This is a genomic window from Pseudarthrobacter adonitolis (assembly GCF_055412845.1).
In genome coordinates this window covers 176,648-192,076 of the sequence record NZ_JBVAYW010000004.1, presented here as the reverse complement: position 1 = coordinate 192,076, position 15,429 = coordinate 176,648, and the positions used below count along the sequence as shown (strand labels likewise).

Genomic DNA, 15,429 nt, shown 5'->3' with positions numbered 1-15,429 from the left:
GCACGGCGCAGAAAGGCTCAAGCACAGGGAGGCTCAAGGTGGAATTCGTTTGCTTCTTGGGCCCAGAGGTGGCGGGCCCGGTGTGAAGCCCTTGCAGATGCGGGTTGCCAGCCACTCCGGTCCTGCAATAATAAACAGCGCTCACGCCCAGAAAGTGCATTCGAGGGTCCCGACGCGTGCCAAATCGTTTAATCAGGCGCTTTTGTGACCCACGTCACCGCATAAAGACGTATTTATTGCCCACCTGGTCTAGACCAGTTACGCCGATCGATGGGCAAGCCCGGGCCCCGGGCAGCCACCGGAGCAAGCAAGGTGCAGGCCTTTTTGAGGTCCTCTTCGGCCTCAAAAAGCGAGAGCCGGCGGTTGCGGACCGACTGGACCAGACCAGTGACGGTCAGCAGGAGCACCCGGGCTGCTACGGCGTCGTCGGAGGCGGTGGCCACCGCCGTCTCGCTGAGGGCATCGATTTCATGCAGGAGTGCGGTGGTGTCCTTGTCCTTGAGGTAGACGCAGCGGCTCAGGCACTGCTCGACTGCCGGCTGCATCACCCGCATATGGAAGATCTCCATGACCACACCGGTGAGGGCCCGGCCGCCGAAGCTGGCCGCTGACGTGCGGGCCCGGCCCTGAAGCTCGTCCAGCTGCTGGCGGTAGAGGGACAGCATCAGGTGGTTGGCGGTGGGGAAATAGCGGTAGATGGTGCCCAGCGGCACTCCGGACTTTTCCGAAATTTCCGCGAGGTCCACTGACTCCAGCCCCTTGCGGGCAAACCCTGCGGCAGATTCAAGGACGCGCGTGTAGCGCAGCCGCTGGCGCGGGGTGGAGGGCCGGGCGGCCATGGACGGATGGGCTGAAAGTGTCTCGGGCATCAGGATTCCGGGGTTGTGTTCTTATGGTGCGGCGGCAGGGAGAGTCCTCATCCCGTGGGCCTGCAGTCCGCCTCAACTATACGGCACAGGCAAAAGCCGGAGTCAGTCGACCCCCTTGATTTTGACCACGAACACGGCTCCCAGCAGGCCGATGACGGCGGCCGTGGTGAACAACGTGACGTACCCGCCGAGGAACTGCAGGGAGAGGAAGGCGATCAACGGGGCGAACACCTGCGGCAGGGAGTTGGCCACATTGATGACCCCCATGTCTTTCCCCCGGTCAGCGGCCTGCGGGAGCACCTGGGTCAGCAACGCGAAGTCCACTGCAAGGTAGGCGCCGAAGCCGATGCCCAGCACGGCGGCCCCCACCAGGGCTCCCGGCCACACCGGGAAAAAGGCCATGATCAGTCCCGCCGTGGCGATCGTGGCGGACGAGCCGATCACAAACGGCTTGCGTTTACCCACCCGGTCACTCCATGGTCCGGCCAGCACTGCGGTGATCATGACCATCACAGCGTAGATTCCCGTGAGCATCAGGACGCCCAGGGCCGGGTCCTCATGCTTGATGACGTCCCGGAGGAAAAAGAGCAGGTAGACGATGGTGAGCTGGTTGCCCACGTTGACCAGGAAGCGGGTGAGCCAGGCCCAGGCGAAGTCCGGGTGGCGGGCAGGGCTGACCCAGAAACCGCGCAGGAATCCGGCCCAGGCGAACGGCGGCCGGGCCTCCCGCGGGAGCGGCGGATCGTTCCGGTGGAAGAGATACGGCAGCACGGAGAGCAGCAGGGCGGCCGCACACATGGTGTACCCCACCATAAAGTTTCCGGAGACCACCGCGCCAAAAACTGCGCCGAGCAGGATTCCCAGGGTCTGGCCCATGGCTGCCAGCCCGCCTACCCCGCCGCGCTGCAGGACCGGCACACGGTCCGGGACGGCAGCGGTGATGGCGGCGTAGGCTGCGTTGGCGCCGAGCTGGACCAGGCACCAGAAGAGGACCATGAGGGCCACGGCGGTGGCTCCGGACATCGCCAGCAAGGCAGCCGTGGCCAGGACGGCGCCGGCCAGGACCCACGGGGCACGGCGGCCGAACCCGGAGACCGTCCGGTCGGACAGGGCCCCAAAGAGCGGGTTGGCCACCAGCGAAACGGCGGCGCCGCAGCCCGTCACCAGGGAGAGGATGGCCTCCTTGTTGACGGCGTCAATGCTGATGGCCTGCTGGCCGATGAACACATTGATGGGGCCGAAGAAGGCGGCGTTGATGCCGACGTTGACCAGCACCAACCCGGTCACCCAGCGCGCGGTGACCTTCCGCGTGGGTTCGGCGAGCGCCGCCGTCGAGCTTTCCGCTCCTGCTCGGGGATCCGACCCGGCGCCGGGATCCGGTACAGCGCTGGGATCCGGTGCTGCGGGTGTGTCGGAAAGGCTCATGGCTGGTTCCCCCTGGAACGGTTGGTGATTCTGAAAATCAGACTATCGTGGGCTGCATCGCCCCGCTTGCCTTACGGAGCGCGGCCGCGGCCGCGCAGCCCACGACGACACTGAACACCTGGAGATCCAATGACCGCATCTGCTGCCGGCAACACCAACAGCCCCGTCAACACCGCCGATCTGTACGACGAGCACGGCGAGGAACTGGCGTCCGTATCCCTCCAGTTCCAGTCCCTCGGCGGCCGTTCACACTTCAACGGCCCGGTGCGGACCATCCGCTGCTTCCAGGACAACGCCCTGGTCAAGTCCACACTGGCCACCCCCGGCAACGGCGCCGTGCTGGTGGTGGACGGCAGCGGCTCGCTGGGCACCGCCCTGATGGGGGACATGATCGCGGAGAGCGCCGTGGCGAATGGCTGGGCCGGCGTCGTAATTAACGGCGCCATCCGCGACCGCGAGGCGATCGCCCAACTGGATCTTGGCGTCAAGGCGCTGGGCAGCAACCCGCGCAAGAGCGCCAAAACCGGCGCCGGTGAGGTTGATGTAGATGTAGTGCTCGACGGCGTGACCTTCCGTCCCGGCGTCACCGTCTGGTGCGATCCGGACGGCATCCTCGTGGAGCGCTGATCGGGGTCCTCCAGCTACGGCGGGACTGGCCGGGGCTGCGGCTCCGGAAGAAATATCTGGCAGCGGGAATGAAACGCCAACTAACATAGTTACTGAAAGCAACTATCGAACGTGATCCCTTATTCTTCCTTGGAGAAGCCATGTCCAAAACAACCGCTGGGCGCGCCGCCGGCGAAACCCTGACACAGCGTCAGATCGTCACCGTGATGGTGGGCCTCATGCTGGGCATGTTCCTGGCATCCCTGGACCAGACCATCGTGTCCACCTCCATCTACACCATCGCCAACGACCTCGACGGGCTGTCCCTCCAGGCGTGGGCCACCACCGCATACCTCATCACGTCCACCGTCAGCACGCCGTTGTACGGCAAGCTGAGCGACATTTTCGGCCGCCGCCCGCTGTACCTGACCGCCATCGTCATCTTCCTGGTCGGCTCGCTATACGCCGGCTCAGTGCACTCCATGACGGAACTGGCCATCGCCCGCGGCGTCCAGGGCCTGGGCGCCGGCGGGCTGCTGGCCCTCGCGCTGACCATCATCGGCGACATCGCGTCCCTCAAGGACCGGGCCAAGTACCAGGGCTACTTTATGTCGGTGTTCGGCATCTCTTCCGTGCTCGGCCCGGTAGTGGGCGGCGCGTTCGCAGGTTCGGCCAACATCCTTGGCTTTGACGGCTGGCGCTGGGTGTTCTTCATCAACCTGCCGATCGGCCTTGCTGCCTTGGCCGTGGTGTTCATGTTCCTGCACTTGCCGGCCAAGCACGTGAAGCAGAAGATCGACTACTTCGGCGCGGCCGCCATCACGCTCGCCATTGTCCCGCTGCTGCTGGTGGCGGAACAGGGCCGCAGCTGGGGCTTTATGTCGCTGAACTCCTTCCTTTGCTACGGCCTGGGCGCGGTGGGCATCATCTGGTTCCTGCTAGCTGAAAAGCGCGCCGGGGACTACGCCCTGATCCCGCTCCGGCTCTTCAGGAACGCTACTTTTGGCCTGTCCTCGCTGCTGAACTTCATCATCGGCATCGGCATGTTCGGCGCCATCGCCATGCTGCCCATGTACCTGCAGCTGGTCAAGGGGCTCACACCTACCGAAGCCGGCCTGATGATGATCACCTTCACGGTGGGCATCCTGACCGGTTCCATCACCGCGGGCCGCACCATTTCGGCGTCGGGCACGTACAGGATCTTCCCCATCGTGGGTACGGGCATCCTCACCGCCGCCGCCGTGACGATGGGCCTGTCCCTGGGCGTGGATACGGGCCTCTGGGTTCCCGGCGTGATCGCCGTATTCTTCGGCATGGGACTGGGTTTCTGCATGCAGCCGCTCACCCTGGCCATGCAGGTCTCCGTGCCCCCAAAGGACATGGGCGTGGGCACGTCGTCCGCCGCGTTCTTCCGCTCCATGGGCGGCGCAGTGGGCACGGCAGTCTTCATCTCCATGCTGTTCAGCCTGGCCGCAAGCCGGATCGCCGACACCATGAAGTCAGCCATGTCCAGTGCCGACTACCAGGCCGTGCTGCGCGACCCGGCCGTGGCGGCGGACCCCGCAAACGCCAAGCTCTACGAGTTCTTCCAGAACGGGGCATCGAATGAATCGCTCAATGACACCAGCTGGCTCCACTCCGCCAACAGCGTGCTCACCCGGCCCATTACGGAGGGCTTCGCGTACGCGATCGACACCGTGATGATCACGGCGGCTGTCCTCACCGGGATCGCGTTCCTGATCAGCTTCGCACTGCCGAACAAGAAGCTGACGGACCCGAAAGTCGCTCCGCAGGAGGCCGGCGTTGCGCCGGTGGCGGCCCACTAGCGCTTCTGGGTTCGCCGGACCCATGCATTCGCGCGGCAACCTGTCACGGCAGGCAGTCTTTTGGGCTGCCTGCCGTTGTCATTCCGCGGAAACCCCGGGCTTTTCCCGTGCCGGCTGGCCCAAAAGCGTGCTTCACGTGACACCAACGGCATGTCTCTGGAACAGGCCGAGACGCTGTTTGTGCCCAAGGGTTCCAAGAAGGCATAACGCCCGGGTCAGAGCGTGAGCTTCATGCCCTCATGGCTGGCGTCAAAGCCAAGCCGCTCGTAGAACCGGTGGGCGGCCGTCCGCGTCTTGTGCGTCGTCAGCTGCATCAGCGTGCAGCCGCGGCGCCTGGATTCGTCGATGGCCCACCCCACCATCAGGTTTCCCATGCCCTGGCCACGATGACTGTCCGCCACGCGGACCGCCTCAATCTGCGAGCGCCAGGACCCCTGCCGCGAGATGCCGGGCAGGAAGCTCAGCTGGAAGGTGGCCACCACGGGGCCGTCAGCTGCCCCAACCGGCACGTACTCCCCCACTACGAGTAAATGGGACGGGTCGGCGTCGATCGCTTCGAAAGCCCGCCCGTAGGGCGCCATGTCGAGGCCCAGTTCGCGGGTGGCGCCCAGGGAATCGTCGGCCAGCAGTGCCACGATGGCGGGCAGGTCCGCGGACACGGCGTGCCTGAGTCGGAAGGTCCCGCCGTCGACGTCGGCAGTCAGCAAGGGGGTCAAGGCGGCGGGGTTCGTGGTCATCTCCCCAGCATTCCACAGCGGCTCCCGGCACCCACCGTTCGACGCCGATACCCCCGCCCCAGTGCAGGAGATCACAACGCACAACGCCGGCACCCAGGTGAGTGCCGGCGTCGTGATTGCGGGAGCGTTCAGGAAAGCCCGCAGGAAGTGAGAGAGCGTCAGGCGGGTGCCTTCGCCCCTTCTGCCTGGCGTTCTTCCACCAGCGTGGACACGGCCGCGAACAGCGGGTGCTCCGGGGCCAGCCCGGTGATCCTGGCCGTGGCGTCGGCGGGCGATGAAGATGCCAGAATCTGCGCGAGCTCGGTGGCCTCGGCGTCGGCGGGGTCGGTGAAGCGCAGGGCCGCGGCGATGGCACCCAGGAGCGCCTCGGGCACGATCCCGCGTTCGGCCAGTTCAGCGGCGGGGCCGATGAACCGTTCGTGCCGGCTGAGCTTGCGCATCGGGGCGCGGCCCACCCGGTTTACGGTGTCCGGCAGGTGCGGGTTGGAGAACCGGACCAGGATCTTCTGGACGTAGGCTTCCTGCTGGTCGTTGTTGAAGCCGTGCTTGGCCACCAGGAGCTGCTTGGTCTCCTCCAGGACGGCCCGCACGTCCTCGGCAACGTCCTGATCGGCCATGGCGTCGGAGATCTTCTCCAGGCCCGCCTCATAGCCGAGGTACGCGGCGGAGGCGTGCCCCGTGTTGACGGTGTAGAGCTTCCGTTCGATGTATGGCGAGAGCTCGTCCACGAAGGTTGCCCCCGGAATCACCGGCGCGCCCCCGGCGAAGGGTGTCCGGTCGATGACCCACTCGTAGAACGTCTCCACCGTCACGTCCAGCCCCTGCCCGGGCTCCTTGTTGAGCACGATGCGGTCCACGGCGGTGTTGCCAAACGCGGCCAGGGAGCCCAGGGAACCCGCTGCGTCATCCCAGAGCGCGGCAACTTCCGCGCGCAGGATGTCCGTGGCGTTGATGGCGTCCTCGCAGGCCATGACCTGCAGCGGCGCCAGGCGGGCGTCCCGCGCGGCGATGCCCTTGGTGATGGCGGGGGCTATGAACTTCAGGATGTGGGGACCCACCGCGGTGGTGACGATGTCCGCCGCCGCGATTTCCCTGACCAGCTCCGCTTCATGGGTGCCGGAATTCAGCGCCCGGAAGTTGTCCACCGTCCGGACGGTGGGGTTCTCCCCCACCTCGTGGACGGCGTAGCTGTCCGCGGCCGACAGCTGGGCGATGACTGCCTCCGCGACGTCGGCGAAAACCACCTCATATCCGGCCTGGTGCAGCAGCAGCCCCACGAACCCGCGGCCGATGTTGCCTGCTCCGAAATGTACCGCCTTCACTGTGCGTTCACCTTTCCGAACAGCTCCAGCACTTCGTCCACGGACGTCGCCGCTTCCAGCTGCCCCACCTGGGCCTCGCTGGTGAAGACCTTGGCGATGGAGGACAGTATGTGGAGGTGCTCGTTGTTGATACCGGCGACGCCCACCACGAACTTGACCTGCCTGCCGTTCCAGTCGATCCCGTCCGGGTAGCGGATCACGGAAACCGCGGACCTCTTGATGTGGACCTTGGCGGCGTTGATCCCGTGCGGGATGGCAAGGAAGCTGCCCATGTAAGTGGAGACGGACTCCTCGCGCGCGTGCATGGCCGCGATGTAGCCCTCGTCCACAGCGCCGCGATCAAGCAGCAGCCGTCCAGCTTCGTCGATCGCGGCGTCCCGGCTTGTGGCGGTGCCGTTCAGGACAACGCTGTCAGCCACCAGGATGTCAGAAGGCCCGACGGCGGCGGTTTCAGCAGCGCCTCTAGCGCCGGCGTCGGACGTTTCCTCCGGGGTTCCCTGGGGATGAGCTGTCTCTGTTGCCATGTGATTTCCTAACCGTGATTCCTGCTGCTCCGCAGGATGGTCCGATATTTTCGACGACGGTACTGCCGTTCACAAACGTGGTGCAGTGATTCAGTTAGCTGGCGCTGGCTTCAGTCGCTGACTAGCTGTTGGAGCTGCTCGAGATCCGGTGAAGCCATTCGAGGAAGAGTTTGAGTTCCGAGCTGGAGAGCTGATCTGAGTGCGATGCCTGAAGTGCGGCATTCAGGGCGATCGCTGCCACCACCACCGAGGACCTCCCGGAGTCATCCGGGCCGGCACCGGCTGCCTGGTCGCCGGACACCGCAAAGATCATGGCATCCCGGGTCATGATGGACAGTTCAAGGTTCCGTTCGGCGGCGGGTTCCGCAATCAGCATCAGGGTCACACCCACGTTGGCGGCCAGGATGGATCTGGCTGCTTCGCGCGGCTGGACGTTGAGCTGGCCCGCTGCCGCTGCCTTGTTCAGCATCTCCTCCATCAGCGCCTCGGCATCGGCAACGATGGCGGGGCGGCTTTCCGGGCGGATATTGCCGAACATCACCAAGTACAGTTCCGGCTGCTTGAGCCCGAACTGGACGTGGTTATCCCACATCCGCCGGATGTCTTCCAGCGGATTTCCGGACGGGGCGAAGTCCCTCTCGCCCGAAACATACTCTTCAAAACCTGCGGCGACGACGGCGTCGAAAAGACCTTCCTTGTCACCGAAGTGGTGGTACAGCGTGGGCGCCGTAACCCCTGCCAGCTGCGTGATCTGGCGGGTGGAGACGGATGCTCCCGCGGACTTTGCCAGCAACTCGGCCGCTGCACGCAACAGACGCATTTTGGGGGGAAGCTGGCCATCCAAACTCATAGCCGCTACCCTATCACCTATAGCATTGCTATATGAACTGAATCACATACACTTTTTTCAGGCACGTTTCCGCCCTCGCACATAGTGGTCGCGGCGGCCCCGGCATGGCGCCGGGATAACCTAGGCGGGCCTGGCTACCGGCAGAGAATGAGGACCTTCAGTGCAGACCTTCCCAGGAGTTGGCGTCAGCCCCGGCCGCGTCATCGGAACCGTCCGGCAGATGCCCAAACCGATCAGCGAACCCCCCGCAGGCGAGCAGCTGGCCGGCGATACGTCCGCTGAGGAAGCCATCGTGGGGCTCAAGGCGGCAGCGGCCGCCGTCCATGACGAGCTCAAAGCCCGCGCGGAAACCGCCAGCGGAGACGGCAAGGCGGTACTGGAGGCCACGGCGCTGATGGCCAAGGACACCATGCTCCTGAAGAACGCCGCCAAGCTGATCGCCCGCGGCACCTCGGCGCAGCGCGCCATCTGGGAAGCCGGCGCCTCGGTCTCCGAAATGCTGCACAACCTGGGTGGCTACATGGCCGAACGCGCCACGGACGTCCTTGATGTCCGTGCCCGCATCGTGGCCGAACTCCGGGGCGTGCCCGCCCCGGGCATCCCTACCTCCAGCGCTCCGTTCATCCTCGTGGCCGAAGACCTGGCACCGGCGGACACGGCCACCCTGGACCCCGAAAAGGTGCTCGCCCTGGTCACAGCCGGCGGCGGACCGCAGTCCCACACTGCCATCATTGCCCGCTCCCTCGGCCTGCCCGCCGTCGTCGCCGCCGCAGGCGTGGACGAACTGGCCGACGGCACCGAGGTGTTCGTCGACGGCGCCGCCGGCTCCATCTCGGTGGATCCGGATGACGCGCAGCGCGCTGCCGCCGAAGCATGGGCCACCAACGCGTCCTTGCTGGCCGTGTTTGACGGCAACGGCACGACGGCGGATGGGCACCTGGTGCCGCTCCTCGCCAACGTGGGCGGCGGCAAGGATGCCGTGGCCGCTGCCGGCCTCAACGCGGAGGGCGTGGGGCTGTTCCGCACGGAATTCTGCTTCCTGGAACGCGACACCGAGCCCTCCGTGGAAGAGCAGGCAGCCGCGTACAAGAGCGTGTTTGACGCCTTCCCCGGCAAGAAAGTGGTCCTGCGCACGCTCGATGCTGGTGCCGACAAACCGCTGCCGTTCCTGACCGACGCCACCGAGCCCAACCCGGCCCTCGGCGTCCGCGGCTACCGCACCGACTTCACCACCCCGGGCGTTCTGGAGCGCCAGCTGCAGGCGATCGCCCTCGCCGAGAGGGACTCGGAGGCGGACGTCTGGGTCATGGCACCGATGATTTCCACCGCGGAGGAAGCAGCCCATTTTGCCTCAATGTGCACCGCTGCCGGGATCACCAATCCGGGCGTGATGGTTGAGGTGCCGTCCGCGGCGCTGACGGCCGAGTCCATCCTGCGCGAGGTGGGCTTCGCGAGCCTGGGCACCAACGACCTCACCCAGTACGCCATGGCGGCCGACCGCCAGCTGGGCCCCCTGGCCAACCTCAACACCCCGTGGCAGCCTGCCGTGCTGCGCCTGGTGGGATTGACAGTGGAAGGCTCCCGCGCCGAAGGCCACAACAAACCCGTGGGCGTCTGCGGTGAGGCCGCCGCTGACCCGGCCCTCGCCGTCGTCCTGACCGGGCTGGGCGTCAACACACTGTCCATGACGGCGCGGTCCCTGGCCGCCGTGGCCGCGGTGCTGAAGACCGTCACGCTGGCCGAGGCGCAGCAGCTGGCCAAGCTGGCCCTGTCCGCGCCCAGCGCCACCGAAGCCCGGGCCTGGGTACGGGAAAAACTGCCCGTACTCGAAGAACTAGGCCTCTGAGCACCCGCCCTTAACCAACCGCCACGAAGCAATCTCACCAGGAGGAACCATGCCCGAACGCATCGCCACCATCGCCAGCCGCTCCGGCCTGCACGCGCGCCCTGCTGCGCTATTTGCGGAAGCCGCCGGAGATGTGGGAGTGGATGTCACCATTGCCATGCAGGGCGATCCGGAGGACGACGCACTGGATGCAGCCAGCATCCTGTCGCTGATGACCCTGGGCGCTGCCAAGGGCGATGTTGTGGTGCTCCGCGCCGAAGGTGACAGCGCCGACGCGGCACTGGACTCGCTGGTCAAGCTCCTGGAAACGGACCTCGACGCCGAATAGGGCACGACGCCGGGAGCGCACCTCACGTGGTGGCGCTCAGGCGGTGACGCCGAAGCCGTCCACGGGCCGGGGCCAGTCGGTGATCGCAGCGGCCGCCGGTCCCGGGGCGGTGTGCTGGAAAACGTGGCCGCGTCCGGGGATCTCGGCCAAGCTGCCCTGCGGAGCCTGGGCAGCCAGCCGCTGGCACCAGGCGCGGCCGGCCACCCGGTCTTGGCTGCCGCGCAGCACAAGCAGCGGCTGGCTGACTCCCCGGACCCTGGCCTCAAGGGGATACTGCATCATCACGGGCAGCTCGGTGAGGTACCAGCGTGGGCCGGCCCGGAAATAGTCCGAGAAGACAATGGCATTCGCGGACGGGCTCTCGCTGAACATGGCGTCGCGGGTCAATGCCAGCGCCTGCCGCGCCACCGACTTCCGGCGGGGGTCCACCACCGGGCCCATCAGCACCACGCCGGCCACGAGTTCCGGCTCCTGCAGGGCGACTTCAACGGCATGCTGGGTTCCCATGGAATGCCCGATCACCACGCAGGACGTCACGCCGGCTTCGGCGAGCGCCGCCCGCACAAAGGCCGCGTATTCACCCACCGGTACCTGGCGCCGGGGCCTGGGCGCGTCACCAAAACCTGGGAGGTCAAAGGAGTAGACGTCTGCTGCCAGGGCCAGCTCCCGGTGCAGCCGCGCAAAGTAGCGGTGGGAGACGCCGATCCCGTGCAGCAGGACATACGTCTGCCGCTGAACCTCGCCTCCTGGCGCCACGGAGCGGTACAGCCGGCCCGCCAGCCCGCCGGATTCAATGTCCTCGCCATCACTGAGCTTCACCCCGCGAGCATACCGCCGTCTCCTGCACGTACCGGGTTAGGCTGTGCCCATGGCATTGATAGCTCCGAGAATGACGGCTGCGCTTCCACCCGAAGATGCAGGGAAACTTCAACGGGCCCTGGCGGGCGGCAATGACATTACGGTTTTTGTGGACGGCACCGTCCACCGGCTGACGCCCCAGGCGAGGGACGCCGTCGTGGACCTCCTCAGCCGGTTCAGCCGCGGCGAAGCGGTGACGGTCAGCAGCGTGGTGGAAATGCTCACCACCTCCCAGGCCGCCGAACTGGCCGGGATTTCCCACACCTACCTGCGCAACATGACCGATCGCGGCGAGATCCCCGTGGAATACCGCGGCACGCACCGCCGGATCAGGCTGGCGGCCATCATGGCCTGGCTGGACCGGCAGAAGAAGCTTGATCAGCAAGAGAAGCCAGCGCCGGCCTAGCTCCGGGTGGGCTGGCTCCGGGATGCGTGGGTCCCGACGCTAGATCCGCGGGCGCCCCGCCCAGCGCCGCATTTTCAGCGCCGCATGGAGTTCCAGCCGGGGCATCCCCTTGAGCGGATCCACGCCCAGGAGCTGTCGGATGCGGCCCAGCCGGTTGTAGATGCTGCTGCGGTGCAGGTGGAGTTTGGTGGCCACGTCCTGGACTGAGCCGTCGTTGTCATAGATGAGCTCAAGTACGGGGAGCAGCTCATCGTTGCGGTCGTGGTCCTCCAGCATCCGCACATATACGGACCCGGAGTCAGCCCAGGCGCCGGCTCCCCCGCCCGCCGATGCCAGCAGCTGGTAGACCCCGGTAGCACGGCAGTCCACCAGTTCTCCCAGCTGTGGGTCCACCGCCGCCGCCTGAGCCGCCTGCTTGGACTGCCTGTATGCCTCGGCAAGCTCGCGTGGCTTCGTAAAACCCTCACTGATGCCCAGGATGATCCTGTGCACCGGCCGGCCCGAACGTTTGGCCAGCTCCAGCTGGTAGTGGACCAGTACCTGGGCATGGTTGGCCCGGCCCACTGACTCACGGAACAGCACCACCGAGTGGGTTTCCGTGCCTGCACTGAACAGCGCCACATCCACTCCCACCGTGGCCTGAAGGGCGGCTGACCGGTGGATCAGCGTGGAGGCGATAGGGTCCGGGCCGCCGGCCCAGCCATCGGCGTCGAGCACTGTGACCATCTGCCACGGGCCCTTGCCTTGGATTTCCTTCCAGCCTGCGACGGCGGCCACCGCGTTGGCCTCGCCGGAACAGGCGGCCAGGAACTCGCGTTCGCGGCCCCTCCTGAACTCGGACTCGGCGGTGTTGGAGTCCAGCAGCAGGCCGGAAAGCAGCTCGATCTCCGGGGCCACGTCCGGCAACTGGGAGAGGATCGCCGTCGGGTTTTCCTCTGCCGAGTCCTGCTGCACCCAGAGGTAGCCGACGCGGAAACCGCGCACCATCAAGGGAACACACACCCGGCCGAGCATCCCCAGCTCCTGGTTGGCGGGAATCGCTACCGGGCGGACCGCCGTGGCGATGCCGTGGGAAAGCTGCCAGGCGCTGACATCGGCCGGGACCCGCTTGCTCAACAGGAAGTTCACCCGGACCCGGTCCGCATGGGACTGGTTGGAGCTGTAAGCGAGCAGCAGGCCGTCCAGGTCCTCCAGCGACAGTCCCCGCCCAAGCTTCTGCGCGACCTGCTCCACCAGTTGTTCCACGTCCTGCTGCATGGGGTAACACTACTGCTCCGGCAGGCATCCGGGCGAACGAACAGCAGGCGACACCTGACGCTCTCACGCTGAACATTTGTCGATCCATGAAGTCGAAAATGCCCGGAATGACGCCGAATTTGCATGGCCCGGACACCGCTATCCTGTCAGCTGGGTCACAACCGGATTTATTCTGGAATCACAACATCCCCGCAATTTCCGGCCTACCCGGCCTGAGAATATGGAGCCCAAGATGATCATCGGTGTCCCCAAAGAGATCAAGAACAATGAATTCCGTGTTGCCATCACCGCCGCCGGCGTTCACGAGTTCCGCACCCACGGCCACGCAGTCCTGGTAGAACGCGGCGCAGGCCTGGGCTCAGGGATCACGGACGAGGAATACGCGATCGCCGGCGCCGAAATCGTCGCCGAGGCCGATGACGTCTGGGCCCGGGCCGACATGGTCATGAAGGTCAAGGAACCCATCACGGCCGAGTACCACCGCTTCCACAAGGGCCTGATCCTCTTCACCTACCTCCACCTCGCCGCCGAACCGGAACTCACCCAGGAACTCATCAACTCCGGCGTCACCGCCATCGCCTACGAGACCGTGCAGGAAGGCCGCACCCTGCCGCTGCTGGCCCCGATGTCCGAGGTCGCCGGCCGGCTCTCCGTGCAGGTCGGCGCCACCTCCCTGATGGCACCCGCCGGAGGCAAGGGCGTTCTCCTAGGCGGCGTCCCGGGCGTCCGCCCGGCGAAGGTGGTTGTCCTCGGCGCCGGCGTCGCGGGCACCAACGCCGCCGCGATGGCGCTGGGCCTTGGCGCCGACGTCACCATCCTGGACATCAACATCAACCGCCTGCGCGAACTGGATGCCCAGTACCAGGGCCGGCTCAAGACGGTTGCCTCCAACTCCTACGAAATCGAGAAGTCCGTCGTCGACGCCGACCTCGTCATCGGGTCCGTGCTGATCCCGGGCGCCAAGGCACCCAAGCTGGTCACCAACGAGCTCGTCTCCCGGATGAAGCCCGGCTCCGTGCTCGTGGACATCGCGGTGGACCAGGGCGGCTGCTTCGAGGACACGCACCCCACCACGCACCAGGAACCGACGTACAAGGTCCACAACACGATCTTCTACTGCGTTGCCAACATGCCGGGCGCCGTCCCGAACACCTCCACCTACGCGCTGACCAACGTCACCCTCCGCTACGCCGTCGCGCTGGCCAACCTGGGCGTCAAGGCCGCATTCGACCGCGACCCGTCCCTCGCCGCCGGCCTCAACATCGCCGGTGGCAAGGTTGCGCACCGCTCGGTCTCCGAGGCGCACAACCTGCCCCTCGTGGCGGACTGGCACCAACTGGTCTCCGCATAGGCCTTAGTTCGTCCCGCTGCGCTGGACGACACACATCCTCTGCGTGCTGCTCCTCCATCGCTCTGACGCACGCTGCCGGATGTCTGTCGTCCAGCGTTTGTGGTTAATCCGTTGCAGCGGCCAGGTTCCTTGCCTTTTCTATTACTTTGAGGACCTCGACGGCGTCTGCCGGGTCTACCGGGAGCGGCAGCCCTGAGGCGGCGCCGCCGTCGAGGATCTTGGCTGCCAGCAGTCGGTAGAACTCGGGGTAGGCTCCGCGTTCGGTGGGCACTGCGTCGAGGTGGCCGTCGCGGCCCAGGGATCCTGCCCATTCCGGCGCCTCAACTCCGTATTCCGCGTCCAGTGGGCTGCCGCCTGCAACAATGTATGGCTCCTGCGGGTCGATCCCGTGCTTGGTGAACGCGCCAGTGGATCCGAGAATGCGGAAGCGCGGACCTTGCTGGGCGCAGAGCATGTTCATGCTTAGGTGGCTGGTCACCCCGGACTCGTGGTTGAGCACCAGGAAAACGTCATCGTCCACCTTCTCGTGCGGACGCCGCGCCTGCAGTTCCGCGTGGGCCACCGTGGCTGGCCCGAACAGCTGCAGGGCCTGATCGATGAGGTGCGTGCCGAGGTCGAAGAGCGCACCGCCGCCGTCAGCCGCCGTGGCGCTGGCTTTCCAGGCCTTGGAAATACCCGGCGACCAGCGCTCGAAGCTTGACTCAAAGCGGGTCACGGCACGCAAGGCCTCCCCGGCCAGGAGCTTCCGGACGGTCAGGAAATCGCCGTCCCAGCGCCGGTTGTGGAATACGGTGAGCACGCGGCCCAGCCGTTCCGCCAGTGCGATCAGCTCCCGCCCCTCGGCACTGCTGACGGCGAACGGCTTATCCACGACGACGTCAAGGCCAGCCTCCAGGGCGGCCTTCGCCAGCGGAAAGTGAGTGGCCGGCGGGGTCCCCAGCACCGCAAGATCAAGGTCACCGGCGAGCGCAAGGACAGCATCGCCGTCGGGCACTGTTTTGGTGCCCGGGTACCGCTGCGTCGCAGCAGCCTGCCGGCCGGCGTCGGACGTTGCGATGACATCCAGCGAGTAGCGGTGGTCCGCCGCGATCAGCGGCGCGTGGAAAACGCTGCCGGACAGGCCGTAGCCGACGACGGCGGTCCGGATGCGGTGTTCGGGTTCAGTCCAGGTCATAGGGAAAACGGTACCCGCACGCGCTCTCACATCCTGCTGGAAACCGGGCC

General features: G+C 66.3%; 15 protein-coding genes and 1 pseudogene. 7 read left to right on the top strand and 9 right to left on the bottom strand.

Annotation, left to right across the window (positions count from 1 at the left end):
* Positions 1-233 precede the first annotated feature (233 nt).
* Positions 234-869: a TetR/AcrR family transcriptional regulator gene (locus ACZYZ4_RS07010; protein ID WP_463859404.1), complete on the bottom strand. Its 636-nt coding sequence runs from the start codon at positions 867-869 to the stop codon at positions 234-236.
* 102 nt (positions 870-971) lie between these two features.
* Positions 972-2,294 carry an MFS transporter gene (locus tag ACZYZ4_RS07005; protein ID WP_463859402.1) on the bottom strand — a complete coding sequence of 441 codons (1,323 nt, stop codon included), beginning with the start codon at positions 2,292-2,294 and terminating at the stop codon, positions 972-974.
* A 129-nt stretch (positions 2,295-2,423) separates the two neighbouring features.
* Here ACZYZ4_RS07005 and rraA point away from each other — a divergent pair, with 129 nt between their 5' ends.
* A complete protein-coding gene (rraA, locus tag ACZYZ4_RS07000; protein ID WP_463859400.1) occupies positions 2,424-2,921 on the top strand; it encodes a ribonuclease E activity regulator RraA in 498 nt (165 codons plus the stop codon).
* A 140-nt stretch (positions 2,922-3,061) separates the two neighbouring features.
* Complete coding sequence (locus ACZYZ4_RS06995; protein WP_463859398.1) at positions 3,062-4,726, top strand: MDR family MFS transporter; 1,665 nt, start codon at positions 3,062-3,064, stop codon at positions 4,724-4,726.
* 215 nt (positions 4,727-4,941) lie between these two features.
* Here the strand turns inward: ACZYZ4_RS06995 and ACZYZ4_RS06990 are convergent, their stop codons facing one another.
* Entirely contained in the window at positions 4,942-5,463 is a 522-nt protein-coding gene (locus tag ACZYZ4_RS06990) for a GNAT family N-acetyltransferase (RefSeq protein ID WP_463859396.1), read from the bottom strand.
* On the opposite strand from ACZYZ4_RS06990, the gene ACZYZ4_RS06985 reads away from it, so the two are divergent.
* A complete protein-coding gene (locus ACZYZ4_RS06985; RefSeq protein WP_463859394.1) occupies positions 5,456-5,614 on the top strand; it encodes a hypothetical protein in 159 nt (52 codons plus the stop codon). The genes ACZYZ4_RS06990 and ACZYZ4_RS06985 overlap by 8 nt on opposite strands.
* 7 nt (positions 5,615-5,621) lie before the next feature.
* Here the strand turns inward: ACZYZ4_RS06985 and ACZYZ4_RS06980 are convergent, their stop codons facing one another.
* From ACZYZ4_RS06980 to ACZYZ4_RS06970, 3 genes and pseudogenes are all read right to left on the bottom strand, one after another.
* Positions 5,622-6,785, bottom strand: coding sequence for a mannitol-1-phosphate 5-dehydrogenase (locus tag ACZYZ4_RS06980; RefSeq protein ID WP_463859393.1), 1,164 nt, complete (start codon positions 6,783-6,785; stop codon positions 5,622-5,624).
* Positions 6,782-7,294 (bottom strand): annotated as a pseudogene (locus ACZYZ4_RS06975) (PTS mannitol transporter subunit IIA); the annotation flags it as partial. The gene ACZYZ4_RS06980 and the pseudogene ACZYZ4_RS06975, both read right to left, overlap by 4 nt.
* Before the next feature lie 136 nt (positions 7,295-7,430).
* Positions 7,431-8,159, bottom strand: coding sequence for a TetR/AcrR family transcriptional regulator (locus tag ACZYZ4_RS06970; protein ID WP_463859391.1), 729 nt, complete (start codon positions 8,157-8,159; stop codon positions 7,431-7,433).
* A gap of 160 nt (positions 8,160-8,319) precedes the next feature.
* Here ACZYZ4_RS06970 and ptsP point away from each other — a divergent pair, with 160 nt between their 5' ends.
* Both ptsP and ACZYZ4_RS06960 read left to right on the top strand, forming a co-directional pair.
* A complete protein-coding gene (gene ptsP, locus ACZYZ4_RS06965; RefSeq protein WP_463859390.1) occupies positions 8,320-10,005 on the top strand; it encodes a phosphoenolpyruvate--protein phosphotransferase in 1,686 nt (561 codons plus the stop codon).
* 49 nt (positions 10,006-10,054) lie between these two features.
* Positions 10,055-10,333 carry an HPr family phosphocarrier protein gene (locus ACZYZ4_RS06960; protein WP_463859388.1) on the top strand — a complete coding sequence of 93 codons (279 nt, stop codon included), beginning with the start codon at positions 10,055-10,057 and terminating at the stop codon, positions 10,331-10,333.
* Between the two features lie 36 nt (positions 10,334-10,369).
* Here ACZYZ4_RS06960 and ACZYZ4_RS06955 read toward each other — a convergent pair whose 3' ends face one another.
* Entirely contained in the window at positions 10,370-11,152 is a 783-nt protein-coding gene (locus ACZYZ4_RS06955; RefSeq protein WP_463859386.1) for an alpha/beta fold hydrolase, read from the bottom strand.
* Positions 11,153-11,201: 49 nt separating this feature from the next.
* Between ACZYZ4_RS06955 and ACZYZ4_RS06950 the strand changes: the two genes are divergently transcribed.
* Positions 11,202-11,597, top strand: coding sequence for a helix-turn-helix domain-containing protein (locus ACZYZ4_RS06950; RefSeq protein ID WP_463859385.1), 396 nt, complete (start codon positions 11,202-11,204; stop codon positions 11,595-11,597).
* A 39-nt stretch (positions 11,598-11,636) separates the two neighbouring features.
* Here ACZYZ4_RS06950 and ACZYZ4_RS06945 read toward each other — a convergent pair whose 3' ends face one another.
* Positions 11,637-12,854, bottom strand: coding sequence for a PucR family transcriptional regulator (locus ACZYZ4_RS06945; RefSeq protein ID WP_463859383.1), 1,218 nt, complete (start codon positions 12,852-12,854; stop codon positions 11,637-11,639).
* A gap of 232 nt (positions 12,855-13,086) precedes the next feature.
* On the opposite strand from ACZYZ4_RS06945, the gene ald reads away from it, so the two are divergent.
* Positions 13,087-14,205, top strand: coding sequence for an alanine dehydrogenase (ald, locus tag ACZYZ4_RS06940; RefSeq protein WP_463859381.1), 1,119 nt, complete (start codon positions 13,087-13,089; stop codon positions 14,203-14,205).
* 103 nt (positions 14,206-14,308) lie between these two features.
* Here the strand turns inward: ald and ACZYZ4_RS06935 are convergent, their stop codons facing one another.
* A complete protein-coding gene (locus tag ACZYZ4_RS06935; RefSeq protein WP_463859379.1) occupies positions 14,309-15,379 on the bottom strand; it encodes a Gfo/Idh/MocA family protein in 1,071 nt (356 codons plus the stop codon).
* Between the last annotated feature and the right edge of the window lie 50 nt (positions 15,380-15,429).